20 protein-coding genes and 2 pseudogenes are annotated in these 22,305 nt (G+C 46.5%); 8 read left to right on the plus strand and 14 right to left on the minus strand.

What is annotated here, in order from left to right:
• Positions 1-175: 175 nt before the first annotated feature.
• Both MKS89_RS19620 and exaC read right to left on the minus strand, forming a co-directional pair.
• Positions 176-787 carry a YagU family protein gene (locus MKS89_RS19620; RefSeq protein WP_072955451.1) on the minus strand — a complete coding sequence of 204 codons (612 nt, stop codon included), beginning with the start codon at positions 785-787 and terminating at the stop codon, positions 176-178.
• 313 nt (positions 788-1,100) lie between these two features.
• Positions 1,101-2,621, minus strand: coding sequence for an acetaldehyde dehydrogenase ExaC (gene exaC, locus MKS89_RS19625; protein ID WP_072955449.1), 1,521 nt, complete (start codon positions 2,619-2,621; stop codon positions 1,101-1,103).
• Positions 2,622-2,919: 298 nt separating this feature from the next.
• Between exaC and MKS89_RS19630 the strand changes: the two genes are divergently transcribed.
• Positions 2,920-4,740 (plus strand): sigma-54-dependent Fis family transcriptional regulator, encoded by a 1,821-nt coding sequence (locus MKS89_RS19630; RefSeq protein ID WP_072955447.1) that lies wholly within the window; start codon positions 2,920-2,922, stop codon positions 4,738-4,740.
• Between the two features lie 70 nt (positions 4,741-4,810).
• On the opposite strand, the gene MKS89_RS19635 is transcribed toward MKS89_RS19630, so the two are convergent.
• The gene (locus MKS89_RS19635; protein ID WP_072955445.1) at positions 4,811-5,671 is read right to left on the minus strand and encodes a prephenate dehydratase; all 861 of its coding nucleotides are present in this window, start codon (positions 5,669-5,671) and stop codon (positions 4,811-4,813) included.
• A 146-nt stretch (positions 5,672-5,817) separates the two neighbouring features.
• On the opposite strand from MKS89_RS19635, the gene MKS89_RS19640 reads away from it, so the two are divergent.
• Positions 5,818-6,747, plus strand: a complete 930-nt coding sequence (locus MKS89_RS19640) for a LysR family transcriptional regulator (RefSeq protein ID WP_072955443.1) — start codon at positions 5,818-5,820, stop codon at positions 6,745-6,747.
• A 50-nt stretch (positions 6,748-6,797) separates the two neighbouring features.
• Here the strand turns inward: MKS89_RS19640 and MKS89_RS19645 are convergent, their stop codons facing one another.
• Entirely contained in the window at positions 6,798-7,568 is a 771-nt protein-coding gene (locus MKS89_RS19645) for a DeoR/GlpR family DNA-binding transcription regulator (RefSeq protein WP_072955441.1), read from the minus strand.
• A complete protein-coding gene (locus MKS89_RS19650; RefSeq protein ID WP_072955439.1) occupies positions 7,568-8,296 on the minus strand; it encodes a glycerophosphoryl diester phosphodiesterase in 729 nt (242 codons plus the stop codon). Before MKS89_RS19650 ends, MKS89_RS19645 begins: the two co-directional genes overlap by 1 nt.
• A gap of 232 nt (positions 8,297-8,528) precedes the next feature.
• Between MKS89_RS19650 and ugpB the strand changes: the two genes are divergently transcribed.
• From ugpB to MKS89_RS19675, 5 genes are all read left to right on the plus strand, one after another.
• The gene (gene ugpB / locus MKS89_RS19655) at positions 8,529-9,836 is read left to right on the plus strand and encodes a sn-glycerol-3-phosphate ABC transporter substrate-binding protein UgpB (RefSeq protein WP_072955437.1); all 1,308 of its coding nucleotides are present in this window, start codon (positions 8,529-8,531) and stop codon (positions 9,834-9,836) included.
• An 88-nt stretch (positions 9,837-9,924) separates the two neighbouring features.
• Positions 9,925-10,806 (plus strand): sn-glycerol-3-phosphate ABC transporter permease UgpA, encoded by an 882-nt coding sequence (ugpA, locus tag MKS89_RS19660; protein WP_072955434.1) that lies wholly within the window; start codon positions 9,925-9,927, stop codon positions 10,804-10,806.
• Positions 10,806-11,654, plus strand: a complete 849-nt coding sequence (ugpE, locus tag MKS89_RS19665) for a sn-glycerol-3-phosphate ABC transporter permease UgpE (protein WP_072955431.1) — start codon at positions 10,806-10,808, stop codon at positions 11,652-11,654. Before ugpA ends, ugpE begins: the two co-directional genes overlap by 1 nt.
• A gap of 3 nt (positions 11,655-11,657) precedes the next feature.
• The gene (locus tag MKS89_RS19670; protein ID WP_072955428.1) at positions 11,658-12,764 is read left to right on the plus strand and encodes a sn-glycerol-3-phosphate import ATP-binding protein UgpC; all 1,107 of its coding nucleotides are present in this window, start codon (positions 11,658-11,660) and stop codon (positions 12,762-12,764) included.
• The gene (locus MKS89_RS19675; RefSeq protein WP_072955426.1) at positions 12,757-13,566 is read left to right on the plus strand and encodes an HAD-IIB family hydrolase; all 810 of its coding nucleotides are present in this window, start codon (positions 12,757-12,759) and stop codon (positions 13,564-13,566) included. Before MKS89_RS19670 ends, MKS89_RS19675 begins: the two co-directional genes overlap by 8 nt.
• Positions 13,567-13,670: 104 nt before the next feature.
• On the opposite strand, the gene lepB is transcribed toward MKS89_RS19675, so the two are convergent.
• From lepB to MKS89_RS19690, 3 genes are read right to left on the minus strand one after another with little or no spacing between them, the layout of a single operon-like run.
• Positions 13,671-14,492, minus strand: a complete 822-nt coding sequence (lepB, locus tag MKS89_RS19680; protein WP_077316245.1) for a signal peptidase I — start codon at positions 14,490-14,492, stop codon at positions 13,671-13,673.
• Positions 14,493-14,523: 31 nt separating this feature from the next.
• Positions 14,524-15,270 (minus strand): carbon-nitrogen hydrolase family protein, encoded by a 747-nt coding sequence (locus MKS89_RS19685; RefSeq protein WP_106406920.1) that lies wholly within the window; start codon positions 15,268-15,270, stop codon positions 14,524-14,526.
• A 36-nt stretch (positions 15,271-15,306) separates the two neighbouring features.
• On the minus strand, positions 15,307-16,185 hold the full coding sequence (locus MKS89_RS19690) for an alpha/beta hydrolase family protein (protein ID WP_077316246.1): 879 nt from the start codon (positions 16,183-16,185) through the stop codon (positions 15,307-15,309).
• Between the two features lie 524 nt (positions 16,186-16,709).
• Between MKS89_RS19690 and MKS89_RS19695 the strand changes: the two are divergent.
• Positions 16,710-17,105 (plus strand): annotated as a pseudogene (locus tag MKS89_RS19695) (transposase); the annotation flags it as partial.
• Positions 17,106-17,145: 40 nt separating this feature from the next.
• Here the strand turns inward: MKS89_RS19695 and MKS89_RS19700 are convergent.
• The 6 genes and pseudogenes from MKS89_RS19700 to MKS89_RS19725 all read right to left on the minus strand — a co-directional run bounded on the left by MKS89_RS19700 (position 17,146) and on the right by MKS89_RS19725 (position 22,233).
• A complete protein-coding gene (locus MKS89_RS19700; RefSeq protein WP_072955420.1) occupies positions 17,146-17,736 on the minus strand; it encodes a DUF6988 family protein in 591 nt (196 codons plus the stop codon).
• A 125-nt stretch (positions 17,737-17,861) separates the two neighbouring features.
• Positions 17,862-18,809, minus strand: coding sequence for a DUF4365 domain-containing protein (locus tag MKS89_RS19705; RefSeq protein ID WP_072955418.1), 948 nt, complete (start codon positions 18,807-18,809; stop codon positions 17,862-17,864).
• 124 nt (positions 18,810-18,933) lie between these two features.
• The gene (locus MKS89_RS19710; RefSeq protein WP_131814862.1) at positions 18,934-19,617 is read right to left on the minus strand and encodes a hypothetical protein; all 684 of its coding nucleotides are present in this window, start codon (positions 19,615-19,617) and stop codon (positions 18,934-18,936) included.
• 131 nt (positions 19,618-19,748) lie between these two features.
• Positions 19,749-20,333: pseudogene (locus tag MKS89_RS19715) on the minus strand (LAPAL motif-containing putative phage structural protein); the annotation flags it as partial.
• A 45-nt stretch (positions 20,334-20,378) separates the two neighbouring features.
• Complete coding sequence (locus tag MKS89_RS19720) at positions 20,379-20,708, minus strand: hypothetical protein (protein WP_235862469.1); 330 nt, start codon at positions 20,706-20,708, stop codon at positions 20,379-20,381.
• A gap of 643 nt (positions 20,709-21,351) precedes the next feature.
• Complete coding sequence (locus MKS89_RS19725; RefSeq protein WP_072955738.1) at positions 21,352-22,233, minus strand: HEPN domain-containing protein; 882 nt, start codon at positions 22,231-22,233, stop codon at positions 21,352-21,354.
• Positions 22,234-22,305 lie beyond the last annotated feature (72 nt).

Below are 22,305 nucleotides of genomic sequence, written 5' to 3' on the forward strand. Positions count from 1 at the left end.
CGGGCTTTCGCAAGATGGCTAGAAGTCTAACTAATTGTTATGCAATATACTTTTGTTGACTCAATATGCTTTTTTCTCAGAATCCGTTACCGCCAGACAGTACCGAAACAATCAAAAAAAATGCCACCACGTCAAAGCAACAGACGGGGCGGCATCTCATCGATGGCGGTTCAACTTACCGGGCGGTGATTGGCACTTCAGGGTCCGGTTCGTGCGTCATGCGATTGCGTAAATCGCGACGAATAATTTCAATCGACCAGAACCAGATTAAATGCCCGACAATTTCAGACACATGCTCATACCAAGGCAAGTCAAACACCGGTGGGGTTAATCCCATTAACGGGAAAGAGATCATATGGACAAACAGTTGTGCCAATGCACCGGCAAGCAACCCCTGCCATAATTTAAAAACCGGGAAGCGTTCCGTCACCACACAGTAACCAACGGCGAACACAATAGAGAAAATAATATGTGTCACGCCAACCCAGTTGAACACATGTCCGGCAAAAGTATATACCGCACTGTTCGGGTCAACCATTCCTAGCCAATCACGCAGAAAAACATACGGTGGATTTAAAAAATTACGCGAACAGTCAATTTGTTCAGCGACACGATTGAGTAATTCCGGCGCACAAGCCGCACTGAAAATATCATCGGGACTACGAGGCGGTAACGGATGCTCCGCTCCCCACTTAACGAATGCAGACACAATACCTGCGATAAGGCCAATGAATGCCGCGAGGCCATAACGGCGGCGAGCCGGATCTGATTGTTGAAAAATATGCATAACACCATCTCAAACGTTTACTTAAAAAATAATTTACAAAATAATAATTAAAAACAACAAGTTAAAACACTAATGCAAGAGGAGTTATAGCATCTATGCACATAAATGTACATCACAATTCTGACGTGAGGATGTGGCAGGATCAATAATCAACACGGAATCAGTAATCACAGAAATAGACAGCAACGCATTGATTACCAATAAAAAAGCGCCGCTGAAAACAGAGGCGCTGCGTAAGCGTGCTAAACTTTCCTTAGCTCCTAGCACAATAAGTGCTTCACAACTTCTCTTTTGTGAAGCGGGGAGACAAACCTTAGAAGAATCCCAGAGGGTTGGTACTGTAACTGACCAAGATATTCTTCGTATTCTGATAATGACCGAGCATCATCTTGTGTGTTTCCCGGCCAATGCCTGATTTTTTATAACCACCGAAAGCCGCATGTGCCGGATAAGCATGGTAGCAATTCACCCAAACCCGGCCTGCTTCGATATTTCTTGCCATGCGATACGCGAGGTTAGTATCGCGCGTCCATACACCGGCGCCCAAACCATACTCTGTATCATTGGCAATCGCCAAAGCTTCGGCTTCATCTTTAAACGTCGTAACGGCAATCACCGGACCGAAAATTTCTTCCTGAAAGACACGCATTTTGTTATGACCGAACAGCATGGTCGGCTGAATATAGTAGCCATTTTCGAGACCGCCATGCTGCTGTGATGTATCTCCGCCAAACAAAACTTGAGCGCCTTCGTTACGACCAATTTCAAGATAACTGAGAATCTTGTCGAATTGTTCCTGCGATACCTGCGATCCGACTTGCGTTTCAGTATCGAGCGGATTGCCCTGTTTGATGGTTTTCGCCCGCTCAATCACTTTCTCAATAAACCGTTCATAAACGGATTCATGCACCAACACCCGAGACGGGCACGTACAGACTTCACCTTGGTTGAAGAATCCCAGCAAAATCCCCTCAATACACTTATCTAAATATTCATCTTCGTAATCGAAAATATCGGAGAAGTAGATATTCGGAGACTTACCGCCCAGCTCAACAGTCGATGGAATCAGATTATCTGCTGCACATTTCAAGATATGGTTGCCCACTTGAGTTGAACCGGTAAACGCCAGTTTGGCAATTCGGTTACTGACGGCTAATGCTTGTCCGGCTTCAGCACCATATCCGTTGACGACGTTAACGACGCCCGGTGGCAACAGATCACCAATTTTTTCCATTAATACCAGTATAGACGTTGGTGTCTGTTCTGCAGGTTTTAATACCACACAACAGCCTGCCGCCAGTGCCGGGGCCAATTTCCAGGCCGCCATCAACATCGGGAAGTTCCACGGAATAATTTGTCCGACCACCCCAATGGGCTCAGGAAAGTGGTAACTTGCCGTGGTGCTGTCCAACTCTGCTGCTGAACCTTCCTGCGCTCGAATACAACCGGCGAAATAACGGAAGTGATCCACCACCAACGGCAGATCCGCAGCCAATGTTTCACGGACAGGTTTGCCATTCTCCCATGCTTCAGCAACAGCCAGCTCTTCCAGATGCGCTTCAATGCGGTCGGCAACTTTGAGGAGAATGTTGGCACGTTCAGCGACGGATGTTGCAGCCCATTGAGCACGAATTTCATGCGCTGCGTCCAAGGCAAGGTTGATATCTGCTTCCGAAGAGCGGGCAACCTGACAGTAAGGCTGACCATTCACCGGAGAAATATTGTCAAAGTAGGTTCCACCAACCGGTTTGACCCACTGACCACCAATGTAGTTATCATAATGGGATTTAAAGTTGATGATTGCATCTGCTGTTCCGGGTTGCGCATAGATCATATGTCGTTCCTTCTGGCCTATTTTATCGTTCACGTTCACGTCATTTTTTGTGATGACATTCTTTATTATGAGATTGTTTATTATGGGATTGTTCAGGCATTCTGTTTTGCCCGTAATTTTCTATGTAACGCAAATCACAGGCCAGCACGGAAAAACTTGTTGTTACTTTTGTGTAACACTATGATTAACAAAAAATAACAACTATAACTTATCGGCGTCGGGGTAACCCGATGATTCTCTGCAAATTGTTCAAGTGTTCCAAAATGGAACACCGTTCATGTGAAAGAGTGAAACAGTGATGCAACATGTTCAATTTTCTGCTGGTGACTGGCTGACATCATCCTGGGATCGCTGTCATCAAGCCGGTTTAAAACAGCGTAGACAGCCTGACAACATCATCATGTCCAGTGCGGAGCTCAAAGAACGAAAATGGTCGGTCAATCCGCTGATTCAAGCCGTCGAAACGTATGCGGTACCGTTGTTTAACCAGATGTTTGCCCATAGTGACAGTCGCCTGATCCTGACCGACCGGGAAGGCGTCATTCTGGCAAGCTGGGGGCAACCGCGGTTTAAAGAACGCCTGACTCAGATCGCATTAGAGAATGGCGTTTGCTGGCAGGAAAACCTCAAAGGGACCAACGCCATCGGCACTGCGATTGTCGAAGCGCGCCCCTTAACAATCATCGGTAAACAACACTACGTTCATCAGCACCAGTTTATTAGTTGCTCGGCCAGTCCGGTGTTTAACCATCACGGACAACTCATCGGTATTCTGGATATTACCAGCGAGCAACAGCAACACGATCTCTCGACACAAATGCTGGTGCAGAATATGGTTCAACAGGTAGAAAACCATCTGCTATGCGATATTCCCGACGGTGCAGTTAAAATCAATCTGGCTTGTGAGAAAAACTTACTCAACAGTGGCTGGCAAGGGGTGTTGGTTGCGGACGCATCCGGCAAAGTTCTTGCGCATAACCACATTGCATTTCAGTTACTTGAACGACCCAACATTATCGGGCTCTCCATTGAGGACCTCTTACAACAGCAAGACCGGGCGCTGGTTTTTGAACAACATCCCCTTCAATCCGCCGCGACAAAATCCAGCACGTTTCGCTCGGCCAGTGCATTCACCACATCTTGTGAACTTCATTTCGGCGATGACCGGATTGAACAAGCTTGGCAACAGGCGCATAAACTGATCGATAAAGATATTCCTTTGCTGATTCTCGGAGAAACCGGTGTCGGTAAAAATGAATTCGTCAAAGCGTTACATCAGCACAGCTCACGCAAACATCATCCGCTGGTGATCGTCAATTGTGGTGCGATTCCCAAAGACCTGATTGAATCGGAGCTATTCGGTTACGTTGCCGGTGCTTTCACGGGGGCAAGCCCCAAAGGTTATCAGGGTAAGATCCGCCAGGCACATCAAGGCATGTTGTTCCTCGACGAAATTGCCGACATGCCGCTGGACGCACAATGTCGCCTGCTGCATGTCTTACAAGAAAAAGAAGTGATTCCGGTCGGGTCGGGTCAGAGTCAACCGGTGAATATTCAGGTCATCGCGGCCACCCATAAGGATCTAACCGCAGAAGTCGCGGCCGGACGATTCCGCCAAGACCTCTACTATCGGCTCAACGGACTGGTGCTCGAATTGCCACCACTGCGGGATCGGCAAGACAAAGCCCAACTGATTGCGCATATTCATCGCCAGTATCGTCTCAATCAGCAACAAATCTGCCCGCAACTGCTGCACATTCTGCAAGCTTATCTCTGGCCGGGCAATATTCGCGAACTGGATAATATGCTGAAAGTCACTTGCCTGCTCACCAGCGATGAACCGCTGTTACAGCTAGCACATATTCCCGGCCATATTTTGAAGTCGTTGACGACATCTGCACCATCAACCGCCACCTCATCCATTCAACTGGCAGACACCGCGCCACCAGCGGTCAGTGACATGCGGCGGGAGGCGGATCTGAAAACCACGGTGGAAAATCGTTTACTACAAACCTATCAGGCGACGCAGGGAAATATCAGCCAGACCTCCCGTCTGCTCGGTGTCAGCCGCAACACGATCTACCGTAAGCTCAAAATGCTCGGTATTTTGAGTCAGTAAATCAGCCGCCACCCTGTCATCCGGCTGAGCACAGGCACACCGACCGGGACAGCCAGTGAACTTCATCCGGCTAGACGTTGGTGTCTGCTTTCAAATAAGCGCCGAGCCGTTTCACTTTACTGATCGCCTCAATTTCATTGAGTGCAGCCGCCACCGCGGGATCGCGGAGGTGACCATCCAAATCGATAAAGAAATAATATTTGCCGAACTGGGTACAAGTCGGCCGGGAAATAATCGACGTCAGATTGATTTTTCGGCGGGAAAAGGAGGTCAGAATTTCACCGAGGAAACCGGGATGATCATGCTCATCGACCACTATCAGGCTGGTTTTATAAGCGGCTTCAGGATCATAAGTCTCCGGGTAATGTTGGGCGGCAAAGACCAAAAACCGAGTCTGATTATTCTCATAGTCATTGACGTTCTCAACCACTGCGGCAAACGCCTCTTGCTGCACACTCTCAGCCGGTACGATCGCCGCGCTGGGTTGTGATGCCTGACATGCCAAGGCCAGCGATTCGGTATTACTCTCGGTCAGAACAATCTGACAGTGGCCCAATAATTCAATAAAGCGACTGCACTGCCCCTTCGCGACAAACTGGACAAACAGTTGCTGCACATCAGCAAATGCTGCCGTACCCACACAAGAAAACCGAATCGGAAGAATCACTTCACCAATGACTTTGAGATCCGCATGAATCAGTTGATCGAGCACGGATGGAATAAACCCCTCGGAGAAGTTTTCAATCGGCAACACACCGACATCACAATCCGAACCAATCGCATCCAATGCCCGTTCGATGGTCGGGAAATACACCAGCTCGGATGGCAGTGGCGGCGTATCCGTCGCTGATGCTGACAGCCCGACGATATAGCGACGGGTTGCGGTTTCCGAAAATGTTCCCTGCGGCCCCAGTGTGGCAATTTTTCTCATGTCCTTTCCAAACTCATCGATCTATCCTCGAAAATGAGCCGGCAGTCTAACATAAAACCGACCGGGGCTCTCATCGCACTACCCGCCTCCGCCGACACTCCGGTATGATAGACTCAGCAACCTTTTTGACGAGATGATCGATTTCAATGCGCCAGACACAACTCATCAGCTTATTACCGGATTTGGCAACCTTCATTCTGATTGTGAACGAAGGCAGTTTCACAGCAGCGGCAGCAAAACTGGGCGTCACGCCTTCAGCCCTGAGTAAGTTAGTCACCAGACTGGAACAATCACTCCACGCCAAATTGTTGGAAAGAACCACCCGCAAACTGATGATTACCCAGTCAGGCCAACAGATCTATGACCAATGTCTGGTGATGATGCAAGCGGCTCAACAGGCAGTTGACCTCTCGACTTCGGAGCATATTCATCCGTCGGGAACCCTGACGGTCGCAGCGCCGGAAGCCTTTCTCAATTCAGTCCTGCAACCTTTGGTTGTGCCTTTCCTCAAACACTATCCGGATATTCAGTTGCGTTTACGCTCTGAGGACGGCCACATCGATCTGTTTAAAAACAATATTGATGTCGCCATTCGTTTAACCGACAAACCCGATGAAAGTCTGGTGATGAAAGAAATCGGTAAGACGAATTTAGTACTGTGTGCCAGCCCGGATTATCTGACGGAACGCGGCCAGCCGGCCCATCCGTTGGACTTAAAACACCATGACTGTCTCTATCTGGCCGAACATAGCAAAGATAACATCTGGACATTCATGCATGCGCAGGAAACCCATACCGTCACTGTCACCGGACGCTATGCCGTCAATCATTCACAGATGCGGCTCAATGGCGTCAAACAGGGGCTGGGCATCGGTATATTTCACGATTTCGTGGTTCGGGAAGCATTAGCCAGTGGTGAGATTGTCCGGTTATTACCCGATTGGTCGATTAAAAGCAGCTATCACGGGGCGATTGTCATGCAATACGCACAAACCCATTACATGCCTGCCCGCGTGCGCGTGTTTATTGATGAAATCACACAACAACTGACCGAAGCACTCCGATGTCATCAATGACCGTTTGAAACGGTACGCCAATGATGTGACAAATGAGGCAAACACCACCGCTATGCGTCGGTCCGTCCATCTTGTGATAATTCCGCAGTAAAAATACGATCAAACCGGTTCAGCGCAATCACTTTTGCATTGGCTTTTCTTTGCCATTTCGCCTGACTGGCAACCAGCCATTTTTGCTGTGAATGATGGACAATCGCCTGACTGACCGCGGCCTCCCGGAGTTCATATTCCATGGCAAATTCCGCCAGTTCAGTTTCAGATCGGCCGGGCTTCGGCGGTTGCGTTAAGCGACTGACCGCAGCACAGCCAACAATGCCAATATCTGCGGAAAAGCGACTAAAAAACTGACTGACATGATCACCGACGATGTCACCGTCATGACTACGAATTCGCCCCTCCGGGAGCCAAATTTCTATGTGCTCATGGTGAGACAGGATATGCGCTGCTTCAAAATTATTAGTGACCACACGCAGTTCTTGATGATGCACCAAACGTTCTGCAATCAAGGCGATTGTCGTGCCGATGCCTAAAAAGACGGTACTACCGTCAGGGATCAGCGGTGCAACACGTTCAGCAATCAGGCGTTTTTCGGTCTGATCGGTTGCCTGACGCGATAAATAGCTGCGATTCGACAACGTCGCCGGTAAACCGACCCCGCCATGATGTCGCCTTGCCAGCCCCATCGAACAGAGTGTATTGATATCACGACGAATCGTCTGAGTCGTCACCGAAAAATGGTGGGATAATGCCTCAATGGCGCAGTATTCATCACGATGAACCAACGCCAGAATTTGCGCTTGCCGGACGGTTAAATCTTCCATCAATCACCTGTCAGCGGTTGTGAATAACAGTGCGGTTTATCGGTAATCATCATATCCACGCCCCACTGCCAGTGCTTTGTAACATCCAGCGGATGATTCGGGGTGTAACAATATAGTGCATAGCCATGCTGTTTAATCGCTGTGGCCTGCTGTTCATTCAGATGACGATAATCGCAGTGGACACTAAAGGCATCCAACGCTTCCAAAATGTCAAAGGCATGATTCGGTATGGTTTCCCATAACACCCCACGTCGAGTTGCAGGCATCACCCGTTGCATCACTGCCAGTGCCGTCGTACTGAAACTGGAAAATAGCAGTTGCGTCTGAGCAATCCCGACGGCATCAATCACGGCTGCAACCCGTTGGCAGAGCAGCGTTTCGTCATCTCCGGGATACAGCTTCAACTCGATATTCAGGTTGATCTGATGCTGTTTCGCCAGTTGCAAAGTCGCTTCTAAACTTGGCACCGTTTCATCACTGAATGCTTGATCAAACCAATGACCCGCTGAATATTGCGTCAGCTCGCTGAATGTCAGTTCACCGATTTTACCCACCCCATCGGTGCAACGTTCTAATGTCTGGTCATGAATCACGACCGGAATGTGATCCGCGGTTAACTGCACATCCAACTCAATCCATTGGCAACCAAATGCAATGGCTCGTTGAAATGCAGCTAACGTATTTTCCGGTGCCTGACTCGAATACCCCCGATGCGCCATGACTCGCATAATAACCGTCCTTACAGATGTTTTTTTCCTTCATCGATGAAGGCAGCATTCCAAACCGATGTGACGGAAAGATTACGTTCATATGACAGTTTATAGGGTTCAAATAAATTCATTTATCTGTCATTTAAGCGTCATTTTGCTTGCGTAGTGTTCATATGAACATCAATCGGGCGATTTCACGCCAAGTGAATGTTCGCTTGAATTTTAAATGAGAATAATAGGGAAAATTAGCATGATGCTTAAAAAACTCATTGGTTTGACGCTTGCAACGACACTGGTCAGCGCACCGGTCTTTGCCAAAACTGAAATTCAATGGTGGCACGCCATGGGCGGCGCTTTAGGGAAAAAAGTCGACCAGATTGCCACCGATTTTAATGCGAGTCAGGATCAATACGAGATCAAGCCGGTCTACAAAGGCACATACGCGGAAACGATGACCAGTGCCATTGCCGCTTTTCGGGCCAAAGAACAGCCGGCAATCGTTCAGGTGTTCGAAGTCGGCACCGCGACCATGATGGGCGCTAAAAAAGCGATTTATCCGGTTTATCAACTGATGAAAGATACCCAAGAACCATTTAACCCCAACGATTATCTTTCCGCAGTGACCGGTTACTACACCACCAATGATGGCAAAATGCTGTCAATGCCGTTCAACAGCTCAACCCCCGTGCTGTACTACAACAAAAATATGTTTAAAAAAGCCGGTATTGTCTCACCACCGAAAACATGGGATGACATGGGCAAAGTGTCGCAGAAGCTCCTGCAATCCGGGGCAAAATGCGGTTTCACAACCACATGGCAATCCTGGACTCAGATCGAGAACTTCGGCGCCCGGAATAACATTCCGATGGCGACCCAAAACAACGGTTTTGGCGGTCTGAACACGCAATTCGAATTCAACACCAAGCCTTTCGTCAACCATATCAGCCAAATGGCTCAATGGGCGAAAAATGGTGTCTTCAAATATGGCGGACGCCAGTCTGATGCGATGCCGCTGTTCTATACCCAAACGTGTGCGATGAGCATGGGCTCTTCAGCCGGTCTCGCCGGGATTAAAGAGAATATGAAAGGCATCGATGTCGGTGTTGCCCAACTGCCTTATGACTCGCATGTGATCAAATCACCGCAGAATACCATTATCGGCGGCGCTTCGCTTTGGGTCCTCAGAGGCCACTCCAAAGCCGAATACCAAGGTGTTGCGAAGTTCTTCAAATATTTGTCCAGCGCGAAAGTTCAGGCGGACTGGCACCAATTCACCGGCTACCTGCCCATCACTAAACAAGCGTATGAGCTGACCAAACAGCAGGGATTCTACGCGAAAAACCCGGGGGCGGAAGTCGCTGTCACTCAGATGACATCCAAGAAACCAACGGCAAACTCAAAAGGAATCCGTTTCGGTAACTTCCTTCAGACACGTGACATTATTAATGAAGAGCTTGAGGCGGTCTGGGCTGGCAAAGAATCTGCCCAAACGGCACTCAACAATGCGGTCAAACGCGGTAATGCACAATTACGCCGCTTTGAACGGACGCAAAAATAACCGGTTCCACGCACATTGATTATATACACCATGTTACACAAGCGGATCGGTTCGATCCGCTTTCACCTGAAATAAGTGACTGATTATGATGTCATCTCAAGTGGTGTTTAAGCATCGTTGGTTACCACTGATGCTTATCGCACCTCAACTGTTTATTACGTTTGTATTCTTTCTCTGGCCTGCCGGACAAGCGATTGTGCAGTCCACACAGCTCGAAGATGCCTTTGGCATATCAACCGAATTTGTCGGCGCCGAAAACTTTCTGCGTTTATTTGTCGATAGTCACTATCTTGGGTCGCTCGGCACCACGTTTGTGTTCAGTAGTGCGGTTGCCTGTCTGGCGTTAATAAGTGCGCTGGTGTTAGCGGGCGTAGCCGAAAATGTTGTCCGCGGGGCGCTGGCCTATCGAACGCTGCTGATCTGGCCGTATGCCGTCGCACCGGTGGTCGCAGGTTCACTGTGGCTGTTTCTGTTCGATCCGACCATCGGGATTATCAGCGACTGGATTCGTCTGCTTGGTGTTGACTGGAACCCGAAACTGAACGGCACACAGGCACTGATTATGGTTGTGATTGCCGCAACATGGAAACAAGTCAGCTACAATTTTCTGTTCTTTCTGGCGGCCTTGCAGTCGGTACCGAAGTCGCTGCATGAAGCAGCCGCCATTGATGGCAGCGGGCCGATCAAGCGTTTCCTGACGATTAGTTTTCCGCTGATCACGCCGACCAGTTTCTTTCTCTTGGTGGTGAATTTCGTGTATGCCTTCTTTGATACCTTCGCCATCATTCACGCCATGACTCAGGGCGGCCCGAGTAACAGCACCTCAACGCTGGTGTATAAAGTGTATAACGATGGTTTTATCGGGCTGGATATGGGCTCGTCGGCAGCACAGTCGGTCATTCTGATGATCATTGTCGCCCTGCTGACGGTGATTCAGTTTAAATATGTCGAGAAAAAGGTGACTTACTAATGGTTGAACAAAGACCCTTATTCAAATTGTTTTGTCACCTGACGCTGATTCTCGGCATTGCTTCGGTTGCATTTCCCGTCTGGCTGGCAATTGTCGCAACCACACACAGCAATGGTGATTTCGCCACCGGCACACCACTATGGTTCGGTCATTTGGGGCTGGATGTATTCAAGGCACTGTTTTCCTCCGGCGATAAAGTCAATGGCTCCGAGTTCCCACTCGCGCTGATGCTGACCAATTCGTTAATCATGGCGCTCTGTATCACCGTCGGCAAACTGGTGATTTCGATCCTGTCGGCTTATGCCGTGGTGTTTTTCCGCTTTCCGGGCAGAATGCTGGCCTTCTGGGTGATCTTTTTCACGCTGATGTTGCCGGTCGAAGTGCGCATTATGCCGACCTTTGAAGTGATTACTGACTTACACATGCTCAATTCGTTTTACGGACTGACAATTCCGCTGATTGCCAGTGCGACCGCGACATTTCTGTTCCGTCAGTTTTTCATGACCGTGCCGCACGAGTTGGTCGAGGCTGCACGTATCGATGGCGCAGGGCCGTGGCGATTTTTCTTTGACATCTTGCTGCCGTTGTCTCGCACCAATATCGCGGCGCTGTTTGTAATTACCTTTATCTATGGCTGGAACCAGTATCTCTGGCCGTTACTGATTACCACCGATATCAAATACTACACCATCGTGATGGGCATTAAGCAGTTATTAAACGTCAATGATGGCATTGTGGAATGGAACAAAATTATGGCGATTACCCTGATTGCAATGCTGCCACCGGTGCTGGTGGTGATTGGTATGCAAAAAGCATTTGTGAAGGGTTTGGTCGATGCGGAGAAATAAATCATGGCGACATTAACACTCACGGACATTAAAAAATCTTATCCGAACGGATTTCAGGCAATACACGGTGTCGATCTCGCGATTGATGACGGTGAGATGGTGGTTTTAGTCGGGCCAAGTGGCTGCGGTAAATCGACCCTGCTCAGAATGATCGCGGGCCTCGAAGAGATCAGTGCCGGGCAGTTGACGATCAACGAACAACCGGTCAACGATCTCGAACCCGGGCAGCGAGATATTGCGATGGTGTTCCAAAATTATGCGCTCTATCCGCACATGTCGGTGTTCGACAATATGGCTTACGGGCTGAAAAATCGTAAAGTTCCCAAAGAGAAAATACGTGAAATGGTGACAGACACCGCAACCATGTTAGAGCTTGACCATCTACTGGAACGCAAACCTAAACAGCTTTCCGGTGGGCAACGCCAGCGCGTGGCGATGGGACGTGCGATTGTCCGTTCGCCCAAAGTCTTCTTATTTGATGAGCCGCTGTCGAACCTTGACGCGAAACTCCGTGTCCAGATGCGGCTGGAAATCAAAAAACTCCAGCGTCGTTTGCAGACCACTGCGGTTTATGTCACCCACGATCAGGTCGAGGCCATGACTTTGGGCGATAAGCTGGTGGTGCTCAATCAAGGCAATATTGAACAGGTCGGCACACCGATGGCGATCTACCAACAACCCGCGTCGCTGTTTGTGGCAACCTTTATCGGCGCGCCTGCCATGAACATTCTGGATTGCCTTATCACGGCCGACGGGCTCGAACTGGGGCGGTACTCATTGAAGATGGACACCACATGGTGGGCACTCGGGCAAGTTAAACTGGGCATGCGCCCGGAACATATTCAGATTGTCGAAAACCATCCAATGTTTGAGGCAACCATTGAGATGATAGAAGCATTGGGTGCAGACGTCTTATTGTACTGCCACATCCGTGACAATGAGGCTCAAAAGCTAATTATTCGCGTCCATGAAGGGCAGCGATTTGATATCGGTGAAACGTTAGGTTTGGCAATTTCTCTCGAACATCTTCATCTGTTTGATGCGACCAGTGAACAACGCCTGCCCTCTCCGTTATCCGTCACCGTACAGAGCGAGATCATCAATGGTTAGTCTGATCAAACAACTGACCGCAGAGCGAGCCAAAAAGATAGAATGGTTACTCACTGATGTGGATGACACTTTAACGTGGCGCGGGCGAATTCCACCGGAAACGCTCACCGCTCTCGAACGGTTGCACCGCGCCGGGGTAAAAGTCGTTGCCGTAACCGGCGCTTGTGCCGGATGGTGCGATCATATCGCCAAACTTTGGCCGTTGTACGGAGTGATTGGGGAAAATGGCGCATTCTGGATGATCAAAAATCGCCACGGTTTTCAAACCCACTACACCCAACCGGTTGACACGATGCGTGTGCGTCAGGAGCAGCTCAGAGAAAAAATCGGGACGATTTTAGCCGATTACCCGGACGTCGATTTCGCCACAGACCAAGGTTACCGAATCTGCGACGTTGCGATTAATTTAAGTCAAGATCGCATTCCGGTGAACAAAACCATTGCACAAGACATTGCCCGGCGGATTGGTGACTTAAACATCGATGGCTCCCCCGTCAATGTGATGGTGAGCTCGATCCATATCAATGCGTGGGTGGGAGAACATAGCAAACAACGCAGTGGTAAGTCGTTTTTACGCAGCATCACGCAGCAGGATGAAATCGATTTGGCAACCGTGACCTACATCGGTGATTCTCACAATGACGAAAGTATGTTCGCTTGGCTGCCACTGACCTTTGGCGTCAATAATATTCTTGCAGTCATGGATGATTTGACTCATCAGCCCAGTTTCATCACCGAACGCAACGGCGGCTATGGATTTTCGGAACTGGCCGATAACTTATTACAACTGCGTGGCACATAACCACGCCTTTTCCCGAGATGTGTTGCTTTTATGAACAGCCCCAACGTCTCTCAGGCGCTGGGGCTGTCATTGGAAACCTGTACGGGCATGGATGCAGATGCGTGTTATTTAACCGTTTTGCCAATCCTGCTGGTATCGTCGGCAAACCAGATTTGCGTTACCTGACCAATCACATCATTGACCGGGACAGTTCCCCAAAACCGGCTGTCGCTGCTGTTATCTCGCCAGTCGCCAAGAACAAACAACTCATTTTCAGGAATACGTCTTTCATTCATAGAGACCGAAATATCTCTGACTCTGCGATCCTCCGGGACAGCGAGCGAGGGCTCAGGCTTGCCATTACGATATACCACGCCATCGTGTATCGAGACCGTATCATCCCCCACTGCCGCAACCCTTTTAACATAGAGGATCCGCCGATCTTTCGGGTATAAAAATACGATCACATCCCCCACTTTGGGTTGGTGATATCGGGTATTCACCGTAATAAAGTCACCGGCCTGCAAAGTCGGTTCCATCGCTCTGGAAGGAATCTGATACGTTTGATAACCGAGAATCGCACCACGCGCAGAGAACAATGTATTGGCAATCAGCGAGACAGCCATCAATATCGCCAGATACCAATACCAGCGGTTATATGGCTGTAATGGGTATTGCCGGTTTTTCAGTGCCAGTCTCACTGAACTGATGATGACAAAAATATAAAACCCGATAAAAAAGACAATCAGCGCTGCAATGCCATAGAACGTCGATAGCACACCAGCGATGCCCGCCACGAGGATGACACCATATTCAATACCGATAAGTGACAAGCCCTTTTTTAAATCGCCGGCATAGACATGCCCAAGACCCGGTGTGAGCACTGACAACAGTGCTGCCCAAATTGGGTTTCTCTTTTTCGTCACGATGATTGCTTCCTCGTTCATTTAGATATCATCACTTCCGATGACAGAACCGTTATATTTTCGCGGCTTCGATCTGATTGCCAGTGACCGTCCCCAAGACCAGACAGCTATCTTTAGTCTCAGAACTCAACACAAGCTCGCCATGTGAGTTCCAGACGGCGTTGCGACCACACGTGTCCCACCCGCCGGTGACTGAAATATGATTACTCAAAAAAACAGGAAAACCATGTTCAGTTGCTGTTTGAGATAAAATCTTGCCATCCGGTACAAAACCGTGCTCTGAGATTAAAGCACTCACAACGTAGATATCGGCACCGGCTGCTTTGGCGCGCTGAGCATGCTGAGGGTCGGCAAAATCGGCACAAACCGCCAATGCGATTTGATATCCTTTGATGTGGAAACAGTAATCCGTCTCACCTGATGAGCAATACACCTCTTCTCCCGCATGTAAGGACTGTTTTACATAAAACTGCACAGTGCCGTCAGGAAAACAGATAACCGCACCGATTGTTGGTTTGCTCGATTGTTCCTGTTTAAGCGGGCATCCGGCGATAACGACAATATCGTGGTCAACAGCGGCTTGAGATAGCGTCTGGAAGTGCGATGACTCTGGCGGTACAGCCAACTCAGCCAACAGCTCAAGTTCATACCCCGTTAATGACAGTTCCGGAAATACCACCACATCAGCTTGGGAAGAAGCTGCGCGTTCAATCATGTAAAGATGCTGTTCAAGGTTGGCCTTTACATCGCCTTTGCTGACTGGGATTTGAGCCAGACTGATCGTAACACTTGTGTTCAAGTTTCCTCCTTCAATGACAAACATGCTAAATGATGATTATGTGTGTGGTGACAAAACTTGAATAAGATAAGTGGCAATTTGATCGCCAATACTTTTTTGGAACTCAACACGATCAAAGCCTTGCGGATCTTGTGCGATGACGCCTAACGTCGCTTTCAAAGAATCAGGGTAAGCCGTTAAAAATGAGTAATGCCCCGCATTAGGAATGACTTTGACCGTGAGTCGCCCCGTTTTTTCAAGGCCATTTTTTATCACTTGCGCATTGTACGCCGCAGTCAGCTCTTGATCTTTTCCTGCGACGAGCAATAACGTTGGAATATCGACATTGTCAAAGGCGTGTTTAGACAAAAAGAGCGCACCAACAGGCGCCATTAATACTTGAGCCCGAATTCTGGTATCTTTTGAATTCACCGTAATGTTTTGGGTTAATTCACCACTCAAGACTGGGGCACAGTAAGGATCGGGCAGTGTTGGTAAACTTTTACATAAATCAATCAGTGCTTTGGTCTTCGCGATGGCACCGGAAACAACCAGGGCTGTGTACCCACCAATAGAGTGCCCTAATACAGCAATTTTTTGTGGGTCAATATGAGCGCTTAACTTTGGTATTGCGAATAACTTGTCTATCGACGCAGAGATATCCTTCGGCCTGTTGACATAATTCTCGACCTTACCTTCCAGTGAATTATCGAGGTAATTATTGTGAGGATGCAAAGGCATCGCAACAATAAAGCCATGGTGAACGAGTGAAAGCGCGATATCCTTGTAGGATAAGCCACTGCTGCCTGAACCATGCGATAAAACCGCTAATGGAAAGCGACCGTCTTCCATTGCCCCGCCAATCGCAACATTCAGCGTAAAAGGGCCGAAATCAACCGACTTTGGCTTCGATGTGGTCGGATAAAGCACAAACATTGATAAACCATTTGTTGAGACGTTATCTAACCGTCGAAAACCAACATCATGGGCATTTGCCGATATTGATGTCAATACTATGAATAGCAACGCTATTTTCAAATCATTCAATTGATCAATCCCTTTAAACTCGCAGCTCACTCTCAGTCGAAGAATTCTAAAATGGTATACCGCTAGATTACCCAATGCCTACAGTGTGGCGAGCTGCCGCGCAAAAGTCTATGGCTTTTCATCGGGTTAAATCCATATCGTTATCTTTTCCCGAGACACTTCACACCAATGCATCGTTCATGCTATCTGTCACACCGACGATGCGATTGAGACGTCAAAAAAGAAAAAGCCGCAGACGAATATCTGCGGCCTTGAATGTAACGATGAGTCAGAAATGGTTATCTATTCAGTGACTTAAAAATCCTACGCGTGGCAATGCTTGTTATGTGTCGTCGCAACAATTTCACCCTTTGATAGCCTTAGAACAGAAACGTATTCCGCTAACGAATACAGTTGTAGTGACCTGCTCCCCTGAGTACCAAGCCAAAAATGAGTTACTACAAAGCATGCCAGGTGTCGGTAAAATAGTCGCCGCTTCTATCATCAGTAACGTACCTGAACTCGGTTACATCACCAATAAGCAAGCCTCTTCTCTCATTGGAGTTGCTCCAATAACAAGAGAAAGCGGTCGCCAAAAAGGTAAGCGAATGATCCAAGGTGGACGTGCTCAAGTGAGAACCGTTTTATATATGGCGATGATGTCGGCTATCCAGTGTAACTCCATTTTCAAAGCCACATATGAACGATTACTAGCGGCAGGAAAACCCAAAAAAGTGGCTATCGTTGCCTGTATGAGAAAGATGGTTGTAATACTCAATTCGATGTTGAGGGACGGTGTTATGTGGGATAAAGATAGCGTCAAAAATTAACTATTGACGCCATAGTTTCTTGTTATAGCGCAACTAGCCTCTAGCTATGAACCTCCATCAGTTTATTGAATATAGATGTTAATTCATGTGCTCTAGGTGCATCATTGAAGATATGGCATACCTCCAACGTAGTCAGGAATGAAAGCATCAAAGATTGCTTTACTAGCCACTGAATTTGCTCTTCTGAATGCCCACCGGCTATTCGATGACCTTTATCGCGACTAGCTGATTGATAAAGCCCACCGTGAGTGAAATCATGCAAGAACTCTTTTATTTCACTCATACGCTGAGACAAATGACCATGTCGATAACCTTCAGTTTGTTCGACTTGAGCAAGTTGGACTTTAATACCCGGTGGCTCTTTACCTTTCATAAACTTCAGTAGTTGATCTTCTGATGCACAACGATACATCCAGATACCGCGTAAGAACGCGTCCCTTTGTGGGCGAAGTAGGGCTAGCGCTGAACCATGATACCCAAGGCTAATTAATTTTATAATTGCAGCATTGTGTTCAAGCGCTAATTGTAACAAAGCGAGGGGAACAACTTTCTTATGTTCTGGTTCAAGTTCGAGACCATTGAGGAGCGACTCATAACTTTTAACCCAATTTTCAGCTAACTCTATTTTCATATTGCCCTCTGCGCTATAACGCCCTAATAACTGGCGCGTAGGTTGGCTTTGTTTTTGCCATCTTTTTCTTTTGCGAAAACGATGACAACTGTTATGCGTCCAGTTGATTAACTTGTTATATCTCTTTACCACTGTAAATCATCAGTTGTGAATGTCTTACCTTGGAATTTGCTCTTATCTGATAGAAAGCCATCTATTTCCATAAATGCCCTACCAAGATCATTTAGCTCTAGCTGTAATCGATATGTAGCAACTTCTCCATCTTCTTGATAAGGGACTATTTCATCTGGCTCGTTGTACCACTCTTCAAATGACATTCCATGTATTGCCCTACCTTCCTCTTTATCGTAAGCCATATAGCACTCGGCATCCCATTGGCCAACACTACCATCACGATGGGCCTCTAAATCCATTCGGAAATTAGCCCATGGCAAGAAAAATTCTAGAGCTTCTTCAATTGACATGCCAGGGCAATATGTCATTGGCCAATGCTGGCTGTCATCTTCACAACTCAGCCTTATTTGATACCTGCTAAGTGACTTATTGATCCAGTCATCAAATTCAACAAAAACCTCTTGCCCATCGTTTATTTTTTCCATCCAATAACGATCAAGCTTCAACTTGTTAAGCTTTTGTATGTAAGGCTCTGGCTGAGTTAGTTTGCTTAGAATTATTAAGCTTCGCTCATCCATAATTTGATTTTTAGGGACTTCTATTTTCCATCCTTTACCAGTGGAAACAACAGTGCTTTCATTAATAGCCTGCCAATACAAAATATCATCATCTGTATTGTATAAAACTAAAATCACTGGAAGCGTATGGTTAGACCAATATTCAATATGTTTATCTCCTGTTCTGAAAACATATAAATCATCCTTTTCTTCAGAGAAAAAGCTCATTCCTGACTTTATTTGTATACCTATTAATTGCCCTGTAGGGTACTTTTCATTGGTAGTTTCAACATGAGCATCAATACCGAAATCATGCACCATTTGCTCTCTGAACAACCACCCGTGAGAGGAAAAATAGTAATCTAGTTTGGTTACACCCAATCTTTCAGTTTGTGTCAGCATATTCCTCAGCCTTGCTTTGATTTATAACGCAAAGTTCATTTGCCGAGTGCTGGCGCGATATTTTGGGAACCAAAATTCGTGACAGTACGAGGTCAATTGGAACGTCTCTTGTTAGGTGTTTCTTCTATTTCTCAAGCTTTTCTGTTGCTGTTCTAACAGTTTGTATTGCTTCCCCTGTTGCAGAACCTAAGCTCTTTGCATAATTTATAACCGTTAACGAATCACTGTATGCATTTATATAATTGGGAAGGTCTAAGAATTTAATATTTAGCGTCTTCTTAGCCCACTCCGTCATCTGTTTTGGAACTCGATGAGGGTAACGAATACTTAAGTCTAAAATTTCTCTCGCTTGTCGTTGCAATATTTCAAACGATTCACGAGCACTTTCCAGTTCTCGTTCTCGTTCTCGTTCTCGTTCTCGTTTAGGCAATACCCCCTGATCCCATGATAAAGTTCGTTTTTCATCTTCGGTAAGGTTTTTAATTCCAGCTTGATACATTGAATAATTACTGACAACAACTGACCTCATGTATACCTTAAAGTAATTATCTAATATAGAAATCCTTCTTTCCGCAAGATTTTCACCAACTTTTAAATCAAGTTCATATTTACGGATGTTTTTTGCACTATTGTTTGAATTAAATTGATTAATACCAGAAAGAAGGACTAAAACGATAGAAAAAGAACCAACGAAACGTACAGCCATCTTGGCACGCGAGTTATCTGGAGATAGCACTCTATTTAAATGCCACACTGAAATAACACAGATAATTGAGAGCAATACTACTGATAAAGATATTATATTCATTATTAATTAAACTCTTATACATTTTTAATGGCTATTGAATGACACATAGTCACGTGCATCAAAGCCACAGGATAATATTTACTACAAGTGTCTGAGCAAATAATGTCTGCTGATGCACTTTTTAAAGTGCGCTAATCGAGGTTCGCAAACATGTCTTGTTGCCCATTTCTTAGTGCTTTTTGGTGACGGTGATTTTTACCTTGAGCAGTCTCTAGTAAAATGCCCTCATGACCGTTTTCGATCACTGTTTCTACTGAGTAACCCGTGATAGCAACCTCGCCGATTTCATCTAGTTTACGATGGATATGCAATACACATTTGATTGAAGCACCATGAGTAAAACTAATTTTCTCTGTCAATACATCATTTTTAAAGTCTTTATCATTCATGGAGAAACTGATGCTTTCACCTTGATAAACTCCCTTCCATTTGTGTTTACCAGCCTTCAATACGGGAGAAATAATTTCAATTACCGCTTCATCTTCAATTTGCACGGGTAAAACGTTCGAATGAAGGATAAAACGTTTAAAGTCAGTACGTTTAACAATCACCTCATCAAATACATCCTTACCCTCGATATCTAAGCCGTTGATTCCAATTTTTGTAACTCTCGGTGTGTTATTTAACTGTTTATAAAAATTGGATTTACGAGTTACTACTTTGTAGTTGCTATCAACTAACTTAGCAACCTTTTCAACAGTTTCCTTAGTAACGTTATCTGCTTCAACCTCATTTTCAAGTTTGGCAAGGCGAGCCTTACGCTAAAGTATACTAAGCTTCAGATCTTCTTTTTTAAGTTGTTCTAATTCAGGATTATTTGTTGGAATACGTGAAACTATAATGCTAGTAACACCAATAATCACAGATAACACCCCTGCGTTTGCATTTGCAAAAGCCCATATATCCCTGAGACCACCTTCTTTCCATGCCTCTGCATCGATGATGATATGAGTATTTAGAGCCTTAGCTACTTCTTGCACGATAGCTAATAGTTCTGCCTCACATTTATTTCGAACAATTGCATCCATACGGTGCAATTCATCATTCAAGTAGTAGTGCATCTGAAGTTTGGTACTGGGAGCTTGTTGCATGGAGTCACCTTTTAAATTTATCCACACATTTAATATGGTTTAATTCATAAAAATCAAGTGGTTTTAAATAAAATAGATTGTATATATGACTATTCGTGAGTAGAAATATAACATTTCTTATAAATACCACTCTATGAGAATACTTCCGTATAACTTAATTCTTTTTCTAAACTGAATCCCACAACTCACCATCAAATAGTAAAAAGTCGGATCTTTTTCAACATCTATCGCAAAATGCTGACTTGTTCGATCTAATTTATCCACGTTGTGATTTGATAAAAACAGTGCTGGAGTTATCAATGAAATCCCTGTTTCTCACGAATTTAAAAGAGTTGATGCAGGCTCGTCACTACGCGTGAAAAACCATTAAAACGTATCTTTATTGGGTGGTGTAAAGAGTCCGCTTTCACATCTCATGGTGTAGCATGACATTTTTCCACGCTACCGCTCTTTCGCATACGAAATGTGGGTATAAACATTTATCAATTCATTGCATATATTTATAGCAAAGAGTCACGGTAATGCCTACGGTAAATGAGGAATCGACTATAAAAAAACAATCTGGCTAGCGGATGAAAGATAAGGGGATAAAGAGGAAGACACAAGGCACACATCATTTTCGATGCGTGCTGCATAAGTGGAATCATACCTCAAGCCGCGTCAGACAAACCTGCTCCACCAGCCCTTTCAGCTTCTCCACTTCACTTTGCAGATACACCAGTTCTTCTTCGGTGATTTCGTAATGCATCGAGTAACGAGCGTCGATGTAAGCGCGTTGCAGGCGGCGGAAGCTGCGACGGTGGAATTTGTCATCCATCGGGAAAGTATCTGCGAAGGCAAGGTCTTGCTCGGCGCAGTATTTTTTCAGCTTTTCGATATTGTGGGTTTTGGGCAGGTAGTTGGTCAGAACCAGTAAGGTACAGGCAAAGAATCGCTCTGCGGCTTGATGAAGATTGAAAGCTGCTTCACTTAACCATTTTTTCTCAGATAAGGAGCACTCATAGAAATAGATATATCGCTGTGCGCTTTCAAACCAGTAATCATAATGCTGCTGTGCGATTTGATGGCGTTCTTCATCGGTCAGATCCCCCGGCTCGGCCAGCGCTTTCGGCGTCGCGGCAAAGATTTCGATGCCCTCTTCGCGAATATCTTTGAAGAAGTAGTGACCCTGTCTGAGCTGTTCATTGACCTCTTCCAAGGTATGCACAATCAGCCCCAGCGGTGCACTTTTGACTTTGCGGTCGATCTGCTCTTCCGCCCTGCGCCAGACGAGATCGTCTTCCACCAGCGCGGGTTTGTTAACGATCACCAGAATGTCGTAATCACTGACATAGCCATTGGGAATATCTCGCACCCAACCGCCTTTGGCATGGCTGCCGAACAAAATGATTTTCAGGATCCGAAATTCAGCTTTACTCCCCTGCTTACCAACGAGGTATTCTTCCAGCGTATCGCGCAAAATGGTCGAGATCAGCGCAAGTTCATGCTGTTTACGTTCGGGAAGATGGTCGAGTGAAGTCTTCATACCTGAATGATTTGAATCGGTTAGTGAACAATGCCCACAGTGTGGCGAGCTGCTGCGCAAAAGTCTATGGCT

Origin of the sequence: Vibrio gazogenes, from assembly GCF_023920225.1 — a bacterium.
Classification (GTDB): Bacteria; Pseudomonadota; Gammaproteobacteria; order Enterobacterales; family Vibrionaceae; genus Vibrio; species Vibrio gazogenes.

Coding starts and splice junctions, on each gene's coding strand:
- MKS89_RS19700 (WP_072955420.1), bottom strand. CDS start 17,736: ATGAAAATAGAGTTAGCTGAAAATTGGGTTAAAAGTTATGAGTCGCTC.
- MKS89_RS19705 (WP_072955418.1), bottom strand. CDS start 18,809: ATGCTGACACAAACTGAAAGATTGGGTGTAACCAAACTAGATTACTAT.
- MKS89_RS19645 (WP_072955441.1), bottom strand. CDS start 7,568: ATGGAAGATTTAACCGTCCGGCAAGCGCAAATTCTGGCGTTGGTTCAT.
- MKS89_RS19640 (WP_072955443.1), top strand. CDS start 5,818: ATGCGCCAGACACAACTCATCAGCTTATTACCGGATTTGGCAACCTTC.
- MKS89_RS19710 (WP_131814862.1), bottom strand. CDS start 19,617: ATGAATATAATATCTTTATCAGTAGTATTGCTCTCAATTATCTGTGTT.
- MKS89_RS19720 (WP_235862469.1), bottom strand. CDS start 20,708: ATGCAACAAGCTCCCAGTACCAAACTTCAGATGCACTACTACTTGAAT.
- MKS89_RS19725 (WP_072955738.1), bottom strand. CDS start 22,233: ATGAAGACTTCACTCGACCATCTTCCCGAACGTAAACAGCATGAACTT.
- MKS89_RS19690 (WP_077316246.1), bottom strand. CDS start 16,185: ATGTTTGTGCTTTATCCGACCACATCGAAGCCAAAGTCGGTTGATTTC.
- MKS89_RS19670 (WP_072955428.1), top strand. CDS start 11,658: ATGGCGACATTAACACTCACGGACATTAAAAAATCTTATCCGAACGGA.
- ugpA (WP_072955434.1), top strand. CDS start 9,925: ATGTCATCTCAAGTGGTGTTTAAGCATCGTTGGTTACCACTGATGCTT.
- MKS89_RS19650 (WP_072955439.1), bottom strand. CDS start 8,296: ATGCGAGTCATGGCGCATCGGGGGTATTCGAGTCAGGCACCGGAAAAT.
- ugpB (WP_072955437.1), top strand. CDS start 8,529: ATGATGCTTAAAAAACTCATTGGTTTGACGCTTGCAACGACACTGGTC.
- lepB (WP_077316245.1), bottom strand. CDS start 14,492: ATGAACGAGGAAGCAATCATCGTGACGAAAAAGAGAAACCCAATTTGG.
- MKS89_RS19630 (WP_072955447.1), top strand. CDS start 2,920: ATGCAACATGTTCAATTTTCTGCTGGTGACTGGCTGACATCATCCTGG.
- MKS89_RS19675 (WP_072955426.1), top strand. CDS start 12,757: ATGGTTAGTCTGATCAAACAACTGACCGCAGAGCGAGCCAAAAAGATA.
- MKS89_RS19620 (WP_072955451.1), bottom strand. CDS start 787: ATGCATATTTTTCAACAATCAGATCCGGCTCGCCGCCGTTATGGCCTC.
- exaC (WP_072955449.1), bottom strand. CDS start 2,621: ATGATCTATGCGCAACCCGGAACAGCAGATGCAATCATCAACTTTAAA.
- MKS89_RS19635 (WP_072955445.1), bottom strand. CDS start 5,671: ATGAGAAAAATTGCCACACTGGGGCCGCAGGGAACATTTTCGGAAACC.
- ugpE (WP_072955431.1), top strand. CDS start 10,806: ATGGTTGAACAAAGACCCTTATTCAAATTGTTTTGTCACCTGACGCTG.